This is a genomic window from Serratia sp. 22278 (assembly GCF_052045405.1).
In the GTDB taxonomy this organism is placed as follows: Bacteria; Pseudomonadota; Gammaproteobacteria; order Enterobacterales; family Enterobacteriaceae; genus Serratia; species Serratia marcescens.
In genome coordinates this window covers 457335-475677 of sequence record NZ_JBQEOW010000002.1, presented here as the reverse complement: position 1 = coordinate 475677, position 18343 = coordinate 457335, and the positions used below count along the sequence as shown (strand labels likewise).

The following is an 18343-nucleotide window of genomic DNA, read 5'->3' as shown; positions in this document are numbered from 1 at the left end:
CATATTCATGGCAGGATCGCGACGCTTCCATAACGGCGACAACGCTCGTTATGGAAACATCGGGCGCGGGTTGCTCCCGCGCTGTTTTATGCTCATGGAGAGATCGCATGCCAATGAAAAAATCACTCGCCGTCTGTTCCGTCGCCCTTTCCGTCACTTTGCTGGCGGGCTGTGCGACCGAATCCTCCCGCTCTTTGGAAGTGCCGAAAGTGACTTCCTACAACACCACTTATCAGGGCCCACGCAGCCCTATCGCCGTCGGTAAATTCGACAACCGCTCCAGCTACATGAATGGCATCTTCTCCGATGGCGTCGATCGGCTGGGCAATCAGTCCAAGACTATCCTGATCACGCATTTGCAGCAGACTGGCCGTTTCAACGTGCTGGACCGCGCCAACATGGAAGAGTTGAAAACTGAAGCCGGCATTAAAGGGAAAGCACAAACGCTGAAAGGCGCCAACTATGTGATTACCGGCGATGTCACCGAATTCGGCCGCAAAGAAGTCGGCGATCATCAGCTGTGGGGCATTTTGGGCCGTGGTAAATCACAGGTCGCTTACGCCAAAGTCAATCTGAACGTCGTGAACGTACAGACTTCAGAAGTCGTCTATTCCTCTCAGGGCGCCGGTGAATACGAACTGTCCAATCGCGAAATCATCGGTTTCGGGGGCACCGCCAGCTACGACTCCACCCTTAACGGCAAGGTGCTGGATCTGGCCGTGCGTGAAGCCGTCAATAACCTGGTTACCGGTATCGAAAACGGCGCATGGCGCCCTGCTAACTAACGGACTAGAAGCAGAGAAAGATGATAACTAAAAAAATGGGCGGGGCGCTGTTTGCAGCGACCCTGTTGGCCGGCTGCGCCGCGCCGAAAACGCTTTACAATTGGGATGGCTACCAAACTTCTCTTTATCAATACTACCAGCAGGATGGGCAAAGCCCTGAGCAGCAGATCGCTACGCTGAAAGAGATCGTCGAGAAATCCCGCGCCAAGGATAAAGCCGTACCGCCGGGGCTGCATGCGCAACTGGGGCTGCTGTACAGCAAAACCGGCAACGACGGACAAGCCATGAGTGAATTCAACACGGAAAAAACGCTGTTCCCGGAATCGGCACCGTTTATGAATTTCCTGATGGCCAAGGATAAGGGGAGCTTTAAATGAAGCGTGTACTCACTTTCCTCAGCGTTACCGCCATCCTGTTGCTGAGCGGCTGTGCCAAGCAAACGCCTTATGACTATGCGGCATTCCATGAGAGCAAGCCGAAGTCGATCCTGGTCTTGCCGCCGATGAATCAGTCGCCGGATGTCAAAGCCAGCCACAGCGTGCTCGCCAGTGCAACCTTACCGCTGGCCGAGGCCGGTTACTATGTGATGCCGGTCGCTGTAGTGGAGGAAACCTTCCTGCAAAACGGTCTAACCAACGCCAACGACATCCGCGCTGTCAGTCCGAAAAAACTGCACCAGATTTTCGGCGCCGACACCGTGCTGTACCTGGATGTCACGCAATACGGTACCAGCTACATGGTGATCAGCAGCGAAACTCGCGTTACCGTAGCCGCTCGCCTGGTTGACCTGCGCAACGGCAAACAGCTGTGGGCCGGCACCGCCACCGCATCCAGCAACGAAGGCAACAACAATTCCGGTGGCCTGCTGGGCATGGTGATCAGCGCCGCGATTTCACAAATCGCGGATACCATCAGCGATAAAGGGTTCGACATTGGTGCCATCGCCAACACTCGCCTCCTGTCGGCAACAGGTCAGAACGGCGCCATTCTTTATGGCCCGCGCTCGCCTCATTACGCCAGCCAGCGTTAAGCAGTCTCTCGGGCGGCCTTCTCGGGCCGCCTATGCCAAACTTGTCCCTTTTGCCAAAAGTAGCCCATGCTTTAACTGCTCCTTTCCTTCTGGCTAACCGGGACGCTGGCTCATGACGAAAAAAACCACCCTGCTGCAATTCTTCCACTGGTACTACCCCGACGGCGGCAAACTGTGGCAGGAGGCCGCCGAGCGCGCCCCGCACCTGGCCGAACTGGGCATCACCGATCTGTGGCTACCCCCCGCCTGCAAGGGCGCTTCCGGCGGCTACTCCGTCGGCTACGACACCTACGATCTGTTCGATCTGGGCGAATTTGACCAGAAAGGCAGCGTGGCCACCAAATACGGCGACAAGGCGGCGCTGGAACATGCCGCCACTACGCTGCGCGAACACGGCGTGGGGGTGATCTACGACGTGGTGTTCAACCACAAGCTCGGCGCGGACGAAAAAGAACGGGTACACGTGTTCAAGGTGGACGCCAACAACCGCAACGATATCGACGACCAGGGCTTCGACGCACTGGCCTACACCCGCTTTACCTTTCCCGGTCGCCAGGGCGTGCATTCCGAGTTTATCTGGGATTACAAATGCTTCAGCGGCGTCGACTATGTTGAGCAGCCAGACGACAAAGGGGTGTTTAAAATCGCCAACGACTACGGCGACGACGGCTGGAACGATCAGGTCGACGACGAGAAAGGCAACTACGACTACCTGATGGGCGCCGACGTGGAGTTCCGCAACGCCGCGGTGACGGAGGAGCTCAAATACTGGGCGCGCTGGCTGCTGGACACGCTGCCGTGCGACGGCTTCCGCCTGGACGCCGCCAAACACATTCCCGCCTGGTTCTTCAAAGAGTGGGCGGATCACGTGCGCGACAGCGCGCAACGCGACCTGTTTATCGTTGCCGAATACTGGTCGCACGATCTCGGCGCGCTGCAACAATATATCGAGTTGGTGGACGGCAAGGTGATGCTGTTCGACGTGGCGCTGCACCTGAAGTTTCATCAGGCGTCGAAGCAAGGCGACGGCTTCGACATGGCGCAGATCTTCACCGATACCCTGACCGCCGCCGATCCGGCCCACGCGGTGACGCTGGTCGCCAACCACGATACCCAGCCGCTGCAATCGCTGGAAGCGCCGGTGGAACCCTGGTTCAAACCGCTGGCCTATGCGCTGATCCTGCTGCGCGAACAGGGCGTACCCTGCGTGTTTTACCCCGACCTGTATGGCGCCAGCTACCGCGACAAGGGGCGCGACGGCGGCGAATACCAGATCGACATGCCGGCGATCCCGGAGCTGGAGAAACTGATCGCCGCCCGCCAGCGCTTCGCCAACGGCCCGCAAACCGACTACTTCGACGACAGCCACTGCGTGGCCTTCAGCCGCGCCGGCACCGCCGAGGCCCCCGGCTGCGTGGTGGTGCTGACCAACGGCGGCGAGAGCGGCAAGACGGTCGCGCTGGGCGCCGATTTGGCGCACACCGCCTGGCGCGATTTCCTCGGTAACCGCCAGGAGGAAATCACCACCGACGACCAGGGCAGCGCCCATTTCCCGGTTAACGCCGGTAGCGTCAGCGTCTGGGTGCCGACAGGCAGCCTGTGAACGCCCGCCGCCGCGCAATGATGCCGCGGCGGCAAAACTAATGTTTGCCTTTCGGGTCTAACTTACGCTATCAACTGCGCAAGCCATTCACACCGGAGCCTAAATAGGGTACAAGGCTGCATGAAAATTCCAAAACGACTCCAGCCGCTGGTGGATGACGGGTTAATCGACGACGTCATCCGCCGGTTGAAAAGCGGCAAAGAAGCCGACGTGTTTATCGTGCGCTGCGGCGATGAGATCCGCTGCGCCAAAGTGTACAAAGAGGCCGAGAAGCGCAACTTCAAGCAGGCCGTCCACTATCAGGAAGGGCGCAAGGTGCGCAACAGCCGCGACGCACGCGCCATGAGCAAAGGCTCCAAATTCGGCCGCCAGCAGCAGGAAGAAGCCTGGCAAAACGCCGAAGTGGACGCGCTGTATCTGCTGGCCAAGGCCGGGGTGCGGGTGCCGCAGCCGGATATCTGCCTGGACGGCGTGCTGCTGATGGAGCTGATCACCGACGAAGAAGGCCTGGTGGCGCCGCGCCTGAGCGATGTCATCCTGACGCCGGAACAGGCGCGCGCCGATCACGCCTTGATGATGAACTACGCGGTGCGCATGCTGTGCGCCGGGCTGGTGCACGGCGACCTGTCGGAATTCAACGTGCTGATGGATAAAGACGGACCGGTGATCATCGATCTGCCGCAGGTGGTGGACGCCGCCGCCAACAACCACGCCAAAAGCATGTTCGAGCGCGATATCGGCAATCTGGCCGAATATTACGGCCAGTTCGCGCCGGAACTGCGCGACAGCCAATACGCCAAAGAGATTTGGGCGCTGTATCAGGAAGGCAATCTGACGCCGGACAGCGCCCTCAGCGGCCGGTTCAGCGAAATCCAGAAGCGCGCCGATGTCGGCTCGGTGCTGGAAGAAATCCAGGCCGCCAGCGAGGAACACCAGCGCCGCCTCATGGCGCGCAATACGGAGGAGTAACGGCCGCGCTATTCGACGCGAAACACCTCCGGCCGCTGCGGCGTCGCCGCCTCGTGATAAATATCCCCCAGATAGCCGGCGATCTCCTCTTCGCGCAGATCCGCCGGCAGCACGATATCGTAGCTGGGAGCATATTTGCGCTCCGGCAGCGTCACGCGGAACAGCCGCCATTCGTCCCCGATGCGCTTCACGCCCAGCAGACGGCCGAACACGTTAAAAATCATCATCCGCCATTCCCCCACTCGTCGCTTTCAGGCTATAACACTGTGATGCCGCCGCAGTGAAAAGGAAAGCGTATGAGTGAAAAAACGCCGCAGTTCTGGCGCGATCCGCAGTTGCCATTCGTCGAAGCCCGCGCCATCGCGGATGGCCGCCAGGCGTGTTACAGCCTGCACAGCCACGAATTCTTTTCCATCGGCGCCATCACCGGCGGCGTCAGCACCTATGTCAACGGCGAGCGGCGCATGCAGGTTAGCGCCGGCGATCTGGTGATCATCAACCCGCAGCAGGCGCACGCCTGTAATCCGATCGCCGATCGCCGTTGGTCGTACATCATGTTCTATCTCGATCTCGCCTGGATCGGCGCGCTGCAGCAGGAGCTGCTCGGCGGCGAAGGCGAGCGTTTTGTTCCGTTCAGCCAGCCGCTCAGTCGCGATCCGGCGCTGTTCCACGGCCTGAATCGCCTTTATGCGCTGCTGACGGATCCGCTGTGCAGCGCGCTGGAAAAACAGATCGCCATGGTGGAGTATTTCAGCGCCCTGCAGCTCGGGCTGGGCGATGTCCGCCAGCCGGAGACGCCGCCGCATAGCCGACTGGAAGCGGCGGCGGCGTTTATCGACGCGCACTGCACCCAGCCGCTGACGCTGGACGACATTTGTCGCGCCGCCGCGCTCTCCCCTTCTTACCTGATCCGCGCCTTCCGCCAGCGTTACGGCATGACGCCGCACGCCTATCTGATCAACCGCCGCGTGCAGCACGGCCATCGGCTATTGAAAAGCGGCCTGCCGATCGCCGCGGCCGCCAGCGAAAGCGGCTTTGCCGATCAGGCGCACTTTCAGCGCACCTTCAAACAGCTGTTGGCCGCCACGCCCGGCCAGTATCAAAAACCCTCCGCCAACAGATAACAAGCGCTGGCCGCCAGCAACGCCGCCATCGCGCGATTAAAGCGTTGTACGTTGCGCGCCTGCCTGAGCAGGCCGCGCAGTATCGCGCCGACATAGGCCCAGCAGGCTACCGAGGCATAGCAAATCACGAAGTAGAGCCCGGCGAACTGCCATAGCAACAGCATGTCGCCATCGCCGACAAAGGCGCCGAGGCTGGCCACCGACGCCAGCCATGCCTTGGGATTCAGCCATTGCATCAGCGCGCCGTACCAGCAGGAAGGCGCCTGCGCCGCGCCGTTGCCCAGCCTGCCGTCGTCAAACGCCAGCCGATAGGCCATAAACAGCAGAAAAGCCACGCCGGCCCACTGGATCAAGCGGGTCAGCCCCGGCCACAGGAGCAGCAGCTGGTGCATGCCCAATCCCAGCAGCACCAGCAACAGGGTAAACCCCAGCGTGGCGCCGAACACATGGCGTTGGGTCGCCCCAAAACCGAATTGCGCCCCGGCGCTTAATGCGACGATGTTGACCGGGCCAGGGGTGATGGAAGCCGCCAGCGCAAACGCGGCCATGGAAAGGTAGATATTCATGATGGACACCTGAGAAAATATTCACAGGCGCCAGAATGCCGACCGCCGCCGACACCGTATTGAACAGAATTACCCTGTTCGGTTCAGCGCACGGCGACGGCCCGGCGGCGCGGCAGCCCGAAGGTGTTGACCGCCATGCCGGCCAGCACCAGCAATGCGCCGCCGAACTGCGCCGGCGACAACGCTTCGTCCAGCAGCAGCCAGGCGGCGAACAGCCCGACCAGCGGCACCAGCAGCGTCAGCGGCGCAACGCGCCAGGTTTCATAGCGCCCCAGCAAGCTGCCCCACACCGAATAACCGAACAGCGTGGCGGCAAACGCCAGATAGGCAACCGCCAGCCAGGTGCCAACCTGCACATGACTCAGGCTGCTCAGCACCACCTCAGGGCCGTCGAACAGCCAGCTGCAGGCCAGGAACGGCACGACCGGGATCGGCGCGCTCCACACCACCAGCGATAAAATATTACGCTGCGGGAAACCGGCCAGGATCTTCTTGTTGGTCAGGTTACCCAGCGCCCAGGAAAACGCCGCCGCCAGCGTCAGCAGCAGGCCCGCCAGGGGGACCGCGCCGCTGCCCGGCTTATGCAGGCTGGCCTGCGCCAGCACCAGCATGCCGCCGCTGGCGATAGCGATGCCGACGAAATGGTTGACCCGCAGCTTTTCTCCCATCAGCACGACGCCCAACAGCAGGGTGAAGAACACCTGCGCCTGCAACACCAGCGAGGCCAGCCCCGCCGGCATGCCCACCTTGATGGCGACGAACAAAAACGCGAACTGCGCGAAGCTCATGGTCATGCCGTACAGCAACAGCCATTTCCACGGGATGGTCGGGCGCGGGATAAAGAAGATCGCCGGCAACGCCACCAGTAAAAAACGCATCCCGGCCAACAGGAACGGCGGCATCCCCTGCAGGCCGAACTTGATTACCACGAAATTCACGCCCCAGATCACCACCACCAACAGCGCCAACAGCCGATCGCGCAATGTCATCCTCGCCCCGCTTATCCCATTGAAAATTCGCTTTGCCTTGCAGGTTACAACCAAACCGGGCGTATGGACACCGGCACACGCCGGCGATTATTCAGGCATCAGGCCGATAAAGGTGGTCTTCTTGCGCGGGCCGGTCATCAGCGCTTCCAGCTTCGCCACGCACTGCAGGTAGTGCGGGGTCTGCTTGTGCGCCGCCACCGCCTGCTCGTCGCGATAGGCTTCGTAGATGTAAAACCGCGTCGGGATCTGTTCATCCTGCAGCACGTCGAAGCGCAGGTTGCCCGGCTCTTCGATCGCGCCCAGGTGATTGGCGCGGAAAACATCGATAAATTCGTCAATTTTGTCTTGTTTAACGTTGATCTCAACCAATGTGACGTGCATGGCAACTCCTTGTTTAAACGGCGCGCCGTAACATGGCGCTTTCCAACCATAGGTTTATTCCCGTCGATTGCCCTGCCGCAACGGCAATTTTGCCGCCTGGCTCACAAATCGCGTCGGCGACGCCCACTCCTCCCCCGGCGGGGTAAGGCGGCGGCATCTATAGTTAACACTCCTCCCCCTGAGAGCATAGGCTATGGATAACTACTTGATGGCGCTGGACGCAGGAACGGGCAGCATTCGCGCGGTGATCTTCGATCTGGCGGGTAACCAGATCGCGCACGGCCAGGCGGAGTGGCAACACCTCGCGGTGCCGGGCGTGCCCGGCTCGATGGAGTTTGACCTCAGCCGCAATTGGCAGCTGGCCTGCCAGTGCATCCGCCAGGCGATGCAACGTGCAGGATTGAGCGCTCAGGCGATCCGCGCGGTGGCCTGCTGCTCGATGCGTGAAGGCATCGTGCTGTACGACCGCAACGGCGTGCCGATCTGGGCCTGCGCCAACGTCGACGCACGCGCCAGCCACGAAGTCAGCGAGCTGAAAGAGCTGCACAACCACGGCTTCGAACGCGAGGTGTACCAGCACTCCGGCCAGACGCTGGCACTGAGCGCCATGCCGCGCCTGTTGTGGCTGGCGCACCATCGGCCGGACATCTACCGCCAGGCGGCGACGCTGACCATGATCAGCGACTGGCTGGCCAACATGCTGAGCGGCGAACTGGCGGTCGATCCTTCCAACGCCGGCACCACCGGCATGCTGGATCTGACCAGCCGCGACTGGCGGCCGGCGTTGCTCGACTTGGCCGGCCTGCGCGCCGATATTCTGTCGCCGGTGAAAGAGACCGGCAGCGTGCTGGGGCGCGTCACCGAACAGGCGGCGCAGGAGAGCGGGCTGCTGCGCGGCACCCCGGTGGTGATGGGCGGCGGCGACGTGCAGCTCGGCAGCCTGGGGCTCGGCATCGTGCGCGCCGGGCAGACGGCGGTGCTCGGCGGCACCTTCTGGCAGCAAATCGTCAACCTGCCGGAACCGGCCATCGATCCGGAGATGAACATCCGCATCAACCCCCACGTCATTCCCGGCATGGCGCAGGCGGAATCCATCAGCTTCTTTACCGGCCTGACCATGCGCTGGTTCCGCGACGCCTTCTGCGCGGAAGAAAAACTGCTGGCGGAGCGGCTGGGGGTCGACGCCTACAGCCTGCTGGAAGAGATGGCGGCCAGAGTACCGCCGGGCGCCTACGGCGTGATGCCGATTTTCTCCGACGCCATGCATTTCAAAACCTGGTATCACGCAGCGCCGTCGTTCATCAACATGTCGATCGACCCGGAGCGCTGCAACAAACAGACGCTGTTCCGTGCGCTGGAGGAGAATGCCGCCATCGTCTCCGCCTGCAATCTGGAACAGATCGCCGCCTTCTCCGGCGTGCAGGCCCGTTCGCTGGTGTTCGCCGGCGGCGGGGCCAAGGGCAAGCTGTGGAGCCAGATCCTCAGCGACGTCACAGGGCTGACGGTGCGGGTGCCGGTGGTGAAAGAGGCCACCGCGCTGGGCTGCGCGATCGCCGCCGGCGTCGGCGCCGGGCTGTACGCATCGCTGGCCGAAACCGGTGAGCGCCTGGTGCGCTGGGAGCGCGAGCATCAGCCGGACATGACCCACCACGCGCTGTATCAGGAACAGAAAGAAACCTGGCGGCGGGTCTACGCCGATCAGTTGACGCTGGTGGACAACGGCCTGACCACCTCGCTGTGGAAAGCGCCGGGGCTATAAGCGCCACGCGGCATTCGGTCATAACCTTATGCCGTTTTATTCCTTTCCTCTCGGCGCGGCGCAAGCCGCGTTTTCACTCGCCGCCGCGATTGTTCCCCCTCAGAAACAGTGTAACCACCGCAGATGGATTTATCCGCGACTTGCACCTGCCGTAGATTGTGACTTCGGTCACACCGTGCCCCGCGCACGGCCTGCGCATTCACCTGAGACGAGCGGCATTATGCTGAATAATAAAGATAACCCTGCATCATCCCCGTGGCCGGCGATCTTCTCGCTGACGGTCGCCTGTTTTGTCATGGTCACCACCGAGTTTCTGCCGATCGGCCTGCTGACCAACATCGCCCCTTCGCTCGGTGTCAGCACCGGCACCGCCGGGTTGATGGTCACCATGCCCGGCATCGTGGCGGCGGTGGCCGCACCGGTATTGAGCCTGGCTTCCGGCCGGCTGGACAGACGCCTGCTGATGCTGGGGTTGTCGCTGCTGCTGATGGTGTCCAACCTGGTGGCAGCGCTGGCCGTCAACTTCCCGATGATGCTGCTGGGCCGCGTGCTGCTGGGCATCTGCGTCGGCGGCTTCTGGTCGTTCGCCGCCAACTACGGCCGCCATCTGGTGCCGGAAGCCAGCCAGGGCCGCGCCACCGCGCTGATCCTCAGCGGCATCTCGGTCGGCGCGGTGTGCGGCGTGCCGGCCGGGGCGCTGATCGGCGATCTGTTTGGCTGGCGCGCCGCCTTCTTCGGCGGTGCGGCGCTGGCGGTCGGCGTACTGTTGGCGCAGCTGCGTTTGCTGACCTCGGTGCCACCGTCCCGGCCGGTCACACCGCGCGATCTGGTACTGCCGCTGCGCCTGCCGATGGCGCGCATCGGCCTGATCGCCATCGTGCTGTTGTTCATCGGCCACTTCGCCGCCTACACCTATCTGCGGCCCCTGCTGCAGCAGGTGTTCGTGCTCAGCCCGTCGGCGATCTCGCTGCAGCTGTTGGCCTATGGCGCCATCGGCCTGCTGGGCACTTTCCTCGGCGAGCGTCTGGGGGAATACAGCCTGCGCGCCACCTTTATTCTGATCGCCGCCATGCTGGCGGGCATTTTGATCGTTTCGCCGCTGCTCAGCGGCCTCGCCGGCGCCACGCTGATGGTGCTGGTGTGGGGGCTGGCCTTTGGCGCCGTCCCGGTGTGCGCCACCAACTGGATGTTCGCCGCGGTGCCGCAGGCGCCGGAAGCCGGCCAGGCGCTGTTGGTGTGCGTCATCCAAATCGCGCTGGCCTCCGGCGCGCTGCTGGGCGGCGAGGTGGTGGACTGGCAGGGCGTCAGCAGCGCCATGCTGTTCGGCGGCGCGCTGATCCTCTCCGCCACGCTGGTGTTCGGCCTCAGCTTGCGCTCCGGCGCGATTGGCGCTAAACAGTGTTAATCATTATCTATCTGCAGAAACATGCCCCGGCCACCGCCGGGGCATGGCGTTGAGAACCTATGGACCATCATTTGCTCGCTATCCGGGTATTTAACCGCGTGGTGGAAACCGGCGGCTTTACCCGCGCCGCCGATTCGCTGGGCATGCCGAAAGCGACGGTCACCAAGCTGATCCAAAATCTGGAGGATCACCTGCAGACCAAGCTGTTTCAGCGCACCACTCGCAGCGTGTCGGTCACCCGCGAAGGCGAATGCTATTACCAAAATACGGTGAAATGGCTGGCGGATTTGGAGCAGATGGAGGGCTGCCTGACCGAGTCGCAAAGTTCTCCGCAGGGCGTGCTGCGCATCGACACCGGCAGCGGCACCGCTCGCCAACTGCTGTTGCCGGCGCTGCCCGGCTTTTTGGAACGCTACCCGCAAATCCAAATCGATCTCAGCATCGGCGATCGTGTTATCGATCTGATCAGCGACAGCGCCGACTGCGTGATCCGCAGCGGCCCATTGGCCGACTCCAGCCTGATCGCCCGGCGTCTGTTCGATCTGGACTGGGTCAGTTGCGCCACCCCGGCCTATCTGGCGCGCCACGGCACCCCGCGCCACCCGTGCGATCTGGAACAGGGCTTTCCGATGGTGCACTACCGCCATCCGGTCAACGACCGCATCCATCCGCAACGCTATGTCGAGCGCGGCAAAGAGATCGCCATCCAGCAGCGCTACCCGGTCAGCATCAATGAAGGCAACGCGCTGCTGGCGGCGAGCCTGGCCGGATTAGGCATCATCCAGATTTATCGGTTTATGGCGCAGCCGCACCTCGAGCGCGGCGAACTGGTCAGCCTGCTGCACGACTGGCAGCCGCCGCCGGAGCAGATGTACGTGGTCTACCCGTCCAATCGCCACCTCAGCGGCAAGCTGCGGGCGTTCATCGACTGGGCGGTGGAGACGTTTCATTAACCGATCGCCCCGGCTATAGTGGCTTCTCTTACGGACAATAAAAACGGGCAAACCATGCATATCGAACCGCTGCTTGCACATCGTCAGCGCATTGACGAACTGGCCGAATTACTGCATCAGGAATGGGGCGCCTTTGCGCAGTGGAGCAACCGCGACGCCATCAGCCGGCGGCTGGCTGAACGCTGTGCGCCCGAGAGCCAAGGCGTCGTGTTGCTGGCGCTGTCGCCGCAGCAACAGATCGTCGGCACCGCCAGTTTGACGCGGTATGAATTGACAGATAAACCGGAGCGCCAATACTGGCTGAGCGAAGTCTTTACCCACCCGCAGCACCGCGGCCAAGGCATTGCCCGCAACCTGATCGCGCGCTGCATCGAGCACGGCCTAACCCAGGGCATCAGCGAACTGTATCTGTATACGCCCGACCAGCAGACGCTGTATCAGAAACTCGGCTGGCGCCCTCTGGAGCAACGCCAGGTCGCCGGTGAAACCGTCACGGTGATGAGCCGCACGTTGTAGCCGCACGCACTGTGGTATTATTGGCCGCATATTGATTCCCGACGGACAACCACCATGGCCTATATCCCCAAAAACTATGCGAAGCTGGAAACCGGCTACCGCGAAAAAGCGCTGAAACTGTTCCCCTGGGTATGTGGGCGCTGCTCACGCGAATTCGTTTATTCCAACCTGCGCGAGCTGACGGTGCACCATATCGATCACGATCACAGCAACAACCCGGAAGACGGCAGCAACTGGGAAATGCTGTGCCTGTATTGCCACGACCACGAACACTCGAAATACACCGAGGCCGATCAATACGGTTCGACGGTGGTGGCCGGTGAAGATGCGCAAAAAGATATCGGCGTCGCCACTCACAACCCGTTCGCCAACCTGAAGGCGATGATGAAGAAATAATGTCGACAACAGCTTAATGAGTCACTAACTTATTAAGCTGTTAAATTAATAACCCCCCCCCTCCGCATCGCCACTTCCCAGAGAATTCCTACTTACCCATCCGGGCCATCCAGAGCAAAATAAGCTGCACAGTTAACGACATACTGGCTTGGCAAGCCGCCGCAGTTGGTGCATATTGTTCGCGAGTTGTTCTTGTTAACCTGTTTGATTATCAACCTAATAAGCACATTAACTTAATAAGTTACCTGCTTAATAACTTGAGAGATGGCAGCATGATTGTTCTGATTGGCTCGCAAAAAGGCGGTGTCGGCAAGTCGACGAAAGCGGTGAATATCGCCGGGTATCTGATTCTTAAGCAAGGCAAGACGGCGATCATCGTCGATGCCGACGACCAGAAATCGATCATGACCTGGTACAACGACCGTCAGAACGTCGAGGGGCTGCCGCACATTCCGGTGGTGGCCGCGTCGGGCAAAATCAAGGAAACGCTGCTGGAGCTCGATCGCCATTACGACTACGTGATCGTCGACACCGCCGGCCGCGACAGCGCCGAACTGCGCTCCGGCCTGCTGGCCGCCGATCTGTTCCTCTCGCCGCTGCGCCCTTCGCAGATGGATCTCGACACCATCGGCTACCTGTCGGAGATGTTCTCCACCGCGCAGGAATACAACGAGAAGGTCAAAGGTTACATTGTGCTGAACATGTGCCCGACCAATATCTTCATTAATGAAGCCAACGAAGCGGCGCAGGTGCTGAGCGAATACCCGGAATTCACCCTGGTGAGCCACCGCCTGTGCGATCGCAAAATTTACCGCGACGCCTGGGGCGAAGCCATCACCGTGCATGAGGCGAACAACGAAAAGGCGCAGGCCGAGATCGAATGCCTGGTGAAAGAGGTGATCCTGTGAAGAAGCGCACCCCCACCCACCGCATGTCGGAAGACGAATTCATCAACAGCGCCACCTCGCATACGTTGCCTGTTGCGGCGCCCGCGCCGGAAGCCAAGCCGGCCGGCCGCAAGCGCACCTATAAGGCGATTTCCGTCAGCCTGACGGACAACCACATCGAAGCCATCGATGAGGTGATCGTGCAGGCGGCGCGCAACGGCATCGTGCGCATCACCCGCTCCGACATCATCAAGCTCGCCATCGACGGGCTGGCGGAGAAAAGCGAAACGCAGCTGCTGGCATTGCTGAAAAAACTCTGACCGCACGGCAGCCGCCGGCTGACCACGCCGGCGGGCCGTTAAACGGATGAAAACTGGCGCGGGAACGGCATAGTACGATAGGTTTTGCCTGTGGCCTTATGCAGCGCGCTGGCCACCGCCGGAGCGACCACCGCAGTCGACACTTCCCCGCATCCCTGCGGCGCACGCGCGCTGTCGAGCACCACCACTTCCACCTTGGGCATTTCGGCGATCGCGAGCAGCGGATAACGATCGAAATTCCCTTCCACCACGCCGCCCCGTTCAAAATGCAGTTCGCTGTGCAGGCAGGTGGTCAGCGCAAAGCCGATGCCGCCCTCTACGTTGGCGCGCACCAGATTCGGGTTTATCACCTTGCCGCAGTCAATCGCGCATATCGCGCGGAGCACCCGCAGTCGCCCCTCCTGAATGGCGATTTCAACCACCAAACCGACGTAAGTGGTGAAAGCGTTATTGCGGCCAACCCAAATATTGCACGACATCCCGCGATAAACGCCCGGCGGCGGTTCATGCTGCCAACCAGACGCCGCCGCGGTGGCGTCCAGTACGCGCAACGCTTCCGGGGTGTCCTGCAACAGATGCCGCCGATACTGGTACTCGTCCAGGTTGGCCTTATGGCTGAGTTCGCTGATAAAGCTTTCCAAAAAGAACAGGCTGGCGACGCTGCCGACGCCGCGCAGATAGCTCAGGGAAATCGGCTGTTCGACGATGCCGGCCTCCACTTTCAGATGAGGGATGCAATACGGCGTGCTGTAAACGCACTCCACCATACTTTCATCCCATCCCCCGGCCTCGTGTACCGTTTCGCGCCGCATCTGCCAGAAGAGCGACTGCCCGGCATAGCGCGCCCACAGTGCCTGCGGGTAGCCGTTTTCATCCAACAGCGCCCGATAATGGCTGATGCAGGCCGGACGATAGTATTCATGCCGCATGTCGATCTCGCGCGGATAGATCACTTTGACCGGTTTCCCCACCGCCCGGGAGGCGGCGGTAGCATGCATCACGGCATCCGGCAGATATTTGCGCCCAAAGCTGCCCCCCAGGTAGGTCGTATTCACCACCACATCCGTCGGCTTCAGCCCGAACATTTTCGCCAGAACGTTGCGCACCATGTCCTGCCCCTGGAAAGGGCCCCAGGTTTCGATACGGCCCTCTTCATAATGGCTGGTGGCGTTGCAAGGCTCCAGGGTGGCATGCGCCACATAAGGCGCGCTGTAACGCGCCTCATGCAGGCGCGAATCCTGCTCAGCGTTATGAATCAACGCCGACGCCTCGCCGCGATCGACCGCCGGCACCAAGGTATCGCCGTCCAGCATCGCCAGATTCTCCGCCGCAATCGCGCTGCCGGTCAGCGCTTGCCCTGCGCCCGGCAGCCAGTCGACCTCCAGCAAATCCGCCGCCTTTTTGGCCTGCCAGTAGCTCGCCGCCACCACGATCACCGTATTGAGTGACATATCGTGATCCAATCCGACCATGTTGTTCATCGACCACTGCCGGGTCAGCACCAGATCCACCACGCCCGGCATGGCCCGAATCTGCCGTTCATTACGCACGGCGACCAGCTTTCCGCTGAGGTCGGGCACCATCCAGGGTACGCCGATCAGCATCTCCGGCAGATCGATATCGATACCGTAAATCGCACTGCCGTCCACTTTCTCCGGCGTATCGACCCGCAACAGCGGCTTGCCGATGAGACTCTCTTGCTCTTGCGCTTCGCTCTTTAAAGCAGGCTGCGGATCCAACGGCAGCTCGGCGGCATAGCGCACCAGATCGCCATAGGCGATCTTGCGCTGCCCGCCCTCCTCAAGCACCCAGCCTTTCTCCGTGCGGCACTGCTGCGGTGAAAGCGCGAAATGTTTTGCGCCGGCGCGCAGAAAGAAATCTCTCGCCTGTGCGCCGGCCAGCCGGGTGCGCTGATAAAATTTGGTCATTGAGGTTGAAGCGGCGACAAACTGCGCGAAAGCCTCGCCCCCGGCAACCTGACGGTAAGCATCACGCCCGGTGACGAATTTCACCGTCACCTGCGCCCAATCGGCATCCATCTCCGCCGCCACCACTTCGGCCAGGCCGGTATAAATCCCCTGCCCGACCTCGCATTGCGACACGCCGATGACGATGCGCCCTTCACGATCGATCCAGATCCAATCGTTCAATTCATACTGGTTGTCCGGAGGCACCGTGTCCTGTGAAACCACGGCCGCCAGGCTGCGCGTCGATATCGGCAGCAGCATGGCGGCCACCGCCAACGCGCTGCCTTTTAACAAGGTTCTGCGGGTGATCGCCATACTCAGGGTTCTCCCTTGTCGGCGGCGCGGTGCACCGCCGCACGGATACGGTGGTAAGTGGCGCAGCGGCACAGATTGGTCAGGCCCGTATCTATCTGCCGATCGTCCGGCCTCGGATGTTCCGCCAGCAGTGCGCTGACCGCCATGATCATGCCCGATTGGCAGTAGCCGCACTGCGGCACATCCTCCGCAATCCAGGCCTGCTGCACCGGATGACTGCGATCGGTGGACAACCCTTCGATGGTGGTCACCTGCCGATCGCGCACCAATTGCAGCGGATAGCAACATGAACGCACTGCCTTACCGTCGACATGTACCGTACAGGCGCCACAGGCGCCGATACCGCAGCCGAACTTGGTGCCGGTCAACTTAAAATGTTCTCGGATCGCCCATAGCAGCGGCGTATCCGGCTCGCCGTTAAATTCGACCGCCTGGCCGTTCAGATTGAACTTCATGCCATCCTCTCTTAGATCAATGCTTCATCCGACGTTTCACCCACGCCCCGATGACGATCAATGCCAGCAATACACCGCCCCAGAACACATAAGGCAATGACGCGATCAACAGCGGTTTTTCACCGCCCGCCCGCTGCCGAGCCACTTGCTCCGGCGTTATCCTGACTGCCGGATTGCCGAATTGCTGCAATACATAGTTGCCCAACTCGGCCAGTTGTCGGTCATCCAGGCTATCGGCGAATCCCGGCATCCAGGTTTGCAGCGTCTCTCCCTGGCGCTGCACGCCATGCAGCATCACCATGATCAGGTTATTGACCCGCTCGCTGCCTACGGTGGAATTGTGAGTCAAAGCAGGGAAATGGCCGTCATAGGCGCCTTCGCCGCCCAGGCGATGGCAGCTAGCGCAGGCAGCGGCATACAGCACCTGCCCGGCTGCACGGCCTTCACCGCCCCCTTGGTATTGATAGGCTGCTTTCGTTCCTTGCACGGTGACGATCGGCGGAGTCTGTTTAAGCCAGTCGGCGATGGCGTTGAGATCGTCGTCACTCAGGAAACGCAGGCTATGCTCCACCGCCTCCGCCATGCCGCCGGCCGCCTGGGCTTTGTCATTGCGCCCGGTACGCAGATACTGCACCAACTCTTTCCGGCTCCAGCCGCCGATGCCGCTGACGGGATCCGAGGTGATATTCGGCGCGATCCAACCGCCGGCCTCCCCTCCCGCCAGATAGCGATCGCGGCGTTCCGCCATCAGCCCGTTACGCGGGCTGTGACACGCCGAGCAATGCCCCAAAACATCTACCAGATAGCGACCCCGCGCTTTTTTCTCATCTTCATCGATGGGCGCTTTTTCCAGAAACAGCCAGTTCCAGCCGTGGATCGCATAACGCCAGGAAAAAGGGAACGTCAGTTGGGTCTCAGGCACCGCACGATCGACCGGTGCGACCCCGGTCATAAAATAACGATACAGCGCGTGCAGATCGTCATCGCTCAACCCCCGATAAGCGGTATAGGGCATGGCGGGATACAAGGGTTGGCCGTCCCGCCGGATACCTTGCGTCAACGCGCGGCGAAACTCTTGCTCACTGTAGTCGCCAATGCCGGTCCCCTTGGCGGGCGTGATATTGCTGGCGATGATGTCGCCCATCGGCGAAGCGATGGCATAACCGCCGACGTAGGGGGCGTCCTGTTGGCTGCTGCCGCGGTGACAAGCCGCGCAATCTGCGGCGGTAGCCAGATATTTTCCGCGTGCGATGACCTGTTGGTCATTCTGGCTGGCGAAGACCGGGCAGGAGAAGATCCCCAACGCGATAACGCACAGCTGTTGTGCTCTCCGCCAGCGGCCGTTCACGCTTCACCTTCCGGCTTCATCGCACCCGCTCGCTCCTCCGCCAGCAGCGCAAACTCGTCCGGCAACAGATTTTCCTGTTCGAGCATCGCTATCGCGTTATGCTTGATGCCAAACAATACGCGGTAAAAAGCCTCCAGATCGTTGGCCGAAATGCCGTTGAGCAGTTTTTCCCTCGCTTGCTGGCTGGAATGATCCAACTGCGCCAGCATCTCCTGCCCGGCCTCGGTCATTCTCACCCCTTTGGCGCGCTTATCTTCGGACAGAGCATCGCGAGCGATCAGCCGGTTTTTTTCCAGAAATAGCAGCGCGCGCGACATCGTCGAGACTTCGGCGTTCAAATGCTGCGAAACGTCTTTCAACGTGCAGCCATCCCCCAGATCGGCAATCGCACTCAGCGCCAGCCAATGCGGGCGCGTCAGATTGGTCATTTTCACCGACTGGTCCATCGCCGTGCGCCATAGACGGTTGGTGACATCCAGATGGATGCCCAGTGCAGCAGGAAGTTTGCGTGGTTGAGACATATCAGATGGCTCTCGATTATTTATTTGCTTGTGCAAACAAATAATAGATCGGAC

General features: G+C 61.2%; 21 protein-coding genes. 13 read left to right on the top strand and 8 right to left on the bottom strand.

What is annotated here, in order from left to right; genetic code table 11:
* Positions 1-113: 113 nt before the first annotated feature.
* The 5 genes from ACTJJ6_RS06950 (at position 114) to ACTJJ6_RS06930 (ending at position 4387) form a co-directional block, all read left to right on the top strand.
* Positions 114-785, top strand: a complete 672-nt coding sequence (locus ACTJJ6_RS06950) for a CsgG/HfaB family protein (RefSeq protein WP_440802055.1) — start codon at positions 114-116, stop codon at positions 783-785.
* A 20-nt stretch (positions 786-805) separates the two neighbouring features.
* Entirely contained in the window at positions 806-1162 is a 357-nt protein-coding gene (locus tag ACTJJ6_RS06945; protein ID WP_016928606.1) for a DUF4810 domain-containing protein, read from the top strand.
* Positions 1159-1815 (top strand): DUF799 domain-containing protein, encoded by a 657-nt coding sequence (locus ACTJJ6_RS06940; RefSeq protein ID WP_016928607.1) that lies wholly within the window; start codon positions 1159-1161, stop codon positions 1813-1815. Before ACTJJ6_RS06945 ends, ACTJJ6_RS06940 begins: the two co-directional genes overlap by 4 nt.
* A gap of 112 nt (positions 1816-1927) precedes the next feature.
* Positions 1928-3418, top strand: coding sequence for an alpha-amylase (gene amyA / locus ACTJJ6_RS06935; RefSeq protein WP_440801555.1), 1491 nt, complete (start codon positions 1928-1930; stop codon positions 3416-3418).
* Positions 3419-3538: 120 nt separating this feature from the next.
* Positions 3539-4387, top strand: a complete 849-nt coding sequence (locus tag ACTJJ6_RS06930; RefSeq protein ID WP_440801553.1) for a PA4780 family RIO1-like protein kinase — start codon at positions 3539-3541, stop codon at positions 4385-4387.
* 8 nt (positions 4388-4395) lie between these two features.
* Here the strand turns inward: ACTJJ6_RS06930 and ACTJJ6_RS06925 are convergent, their stop codons facing one another.
* Positions 4396-4614 (bottom strand): DUF7661 family protein, encoded by a 219-nt coding sequence (locus tag ACTJJ6_RS06925; RefSeq protein WP_015377079.1) that lies wholly within the window; start codon positions 4612-4614, stop codon positions 4396-4398.
* A 69-nt stretch (positions 4615-4683) separates the two neighbouring features.
* Here ACTJJ6_RS06925 and ACTJJ6_RS06920 point away from each other — a divergent pair, with 69 nt between their 5' ends.
* Entirely contained in the window at positions 4684-5511 is an 828-nt protein-coding gene (locus ACTJJ6_RS06920; protein ID WP_176063527.1) for an AraC family transcriptional regulator, read from the top strand.
* Here the strand turns inward: ACTJJ6_RS06920 and ACTJJ6_RS06915 are convergent.
* From ACTJJ6_RS06915 to lsrG, 3 genes are all read right to left on the bottom strand, one after another.
* Positions 5487-6077, bottom strand: a complete 591-nt coding sequence (locus tag ACTJJ6_RS06915) for a LysE family translocator (RefSeq protein ID WP_176063529.1) — start codon at positions 6075-6077, stop codon at positions 5487-5489. The two genes, ACTJJ6_RS06920 and ACTJJ6_RS06915, sit on opposite strands and share 25 nt — an antisense overlap.
* Before the next feature lie 83 nt (positions 6078-6160).
* Positions 6161-7066, bottom strand: a complete 906-nt coding sequence (locus ACTJJ6_RS06910; protein ID WP_004939557.1) for an O-acetylserine/cysteine exporter — start codon at positions 7064-7066, stop codon at positions 6161-6163.
* Between the two features lie 87 nt (positions 7067-7153).
* A complete protein-coding gene (gene lsrG, locus ACTJJ6_RS06905) occupies positions 7154-7447 on the bottom strand; it encodes a (4S)-4-hydroxy-5-phosphonooxypentane-2,3-dione isomerase (protein WP_033640998.1) in 294 nt (97 codons plus the stop codon).
* 193 nt (positions 7448-7640) lie between these two features.
* On the opposite strand from lsrG, the gene lsrK reads away from it, so the two are divergent.
* The 7 genes from lsrK (at position 7641) to ACTJJ6_RS06870 (ending at position 13683) form a co-directional block, all read left to right on the top strand.
* A complete protein-coding gene (gene lsrK / locus ACTJJ6_RS06900) occupies positions 7641-9206 on the top strand; it encodes an autoinducer-2 kinase (protein WP_176063531.1) in 1566 nt (521 codons plus the stop codon).
* 220 nt (positions 9207-9426) lie between these two features.
* A complete protein-coding gene (locus tag ACTJJ6_RS06895; protein WP_033633813.1) occupies positions 9427-10611 on the top strand; it encodes an MFS transporter in 1185 nt (394 codons plus the stop codon).
* 59 nt (positions 10612-10670) lie between these two features.
* Positions 10671-11564, top strand: a complete 894-nt coding sequence (locus tag ACTJJ6_RS06890; RefSeq protein WP_015377073.1) for a LysR family transcriptional regulator — start codon at positions 10671-10673, stop codon at positions 11562-11564.
* Between the two features lie 54 nt (positions 11565-11618).
* Positions 11619-12080 (top strand): GNAT family N-acetyltransferase, encoded by a 462-nt coding sequence (locus ACTJJ6_RS06885; RefSeq protein WP_049299482.1) that lies wholly within the window; start codon positions 11619-11621, stop codon positions 12078-12080.
* 54 nt (positions 12081-12134) lie between these two features.
* Complete coding sequence (gene yajD / locus ACTJJ6_RS06880) at positions 12135-12476, top strand: HNH nuclease YajD (protein WP_004939576.1); 342 nt, start codon at positions 12135-12137, stop codon at positions 12474-12476.
* A 272-nt stretch (positions 12477-12748) separates the two neighbouring features.
* Positions 12749-13384: an AAA family ATPase gene (locus ACTJJ6_RS06875; RefSeq protein WP_015377071.1), complete on the top strand. Its 636-nt coding sequence runs from the start codon at positions 12749-12751 to the stop codon at positions 13382-13384.
* On the top strand, positions 13381-13683 hold the full coding sequence (locus tag ACTJJ6_RS06870; protein WP_004939584.1) for a hypothetical protein: 303 nt from the start codon (positions 13381-13383) through the stop codon (positions 13681-13683). Before ACTJJ6_RS06875 ends, ACTJJ6_RS06870 begins: the two co-directional genes overlap by 4 nt.
* A 38-nt stretch (positions 13684-13721) precedes the next feature.
* Here the strand turns inward: ACTJJ6_RS06870 and ACTJJ6_RS06865 are convergent, their stop codons facing one another.
* Genes ACTJJ6_RS06865 through ACTJJ6_RS06850 form a run of 4 tightly spaced genes read right to left on the bottom strand, consistent with a single transcriptional unit; the run spans position 13722 to position 18289 of the window.
* On the bottom strand, positions 13722-15965 hold the full coding sequence (locus tag ACTJJ6_RS06865; protein WP_151254844.1) for a xanthine dehydrogenase family protein molybdopterin-binding subunit: 2244 nt from the start codon (positions 15963-15965) through the stop codon (positions 13722-13724).
* A 2-nt stretch (positions 15966-15967) separates the two neighbouring features.
* A complete protein-coding gene (locus ACTJJ6_RS06860) occupies positions 15968-16420 on the bottom strand; it encodes a (2Fe-2S)-binding protein (RefSeq protein ID WP_049299480.1) in 453 nt (150 codons plus the stop codon).
* A gap of 16 nt (positions 16421-16436) precedes the next feature.
* Positions 16437-17768 (bottom strand): c-type cytochrome, encoded by a 1332-nt coding sequence (locus ACTJJ6_RS06855; protein ID WP_240429731.1) that lies wholly within the window; start codon positions 17766-17768, stop codon positions 16437-16439.
* Positions 17765-18289: a MarR family winged helix-turn-helix transcriptional regulator gene (locus ACTJJ6_RS06850; protein ID WP_080350166.1), complete on the bottom strand. Its 525-nt coding sequence runs from the start codon at positions 18287-18289 to the stop codon at positions 17765-17767. The genes ACTJJ6_RS06855 and ACTJJ6_RS06850 overlap by 4 nt, the downstream gene beginning before the upstream one ends.
* Between the last annotated feature and the right edge of the window lie 54 nt (positions 18290-18343).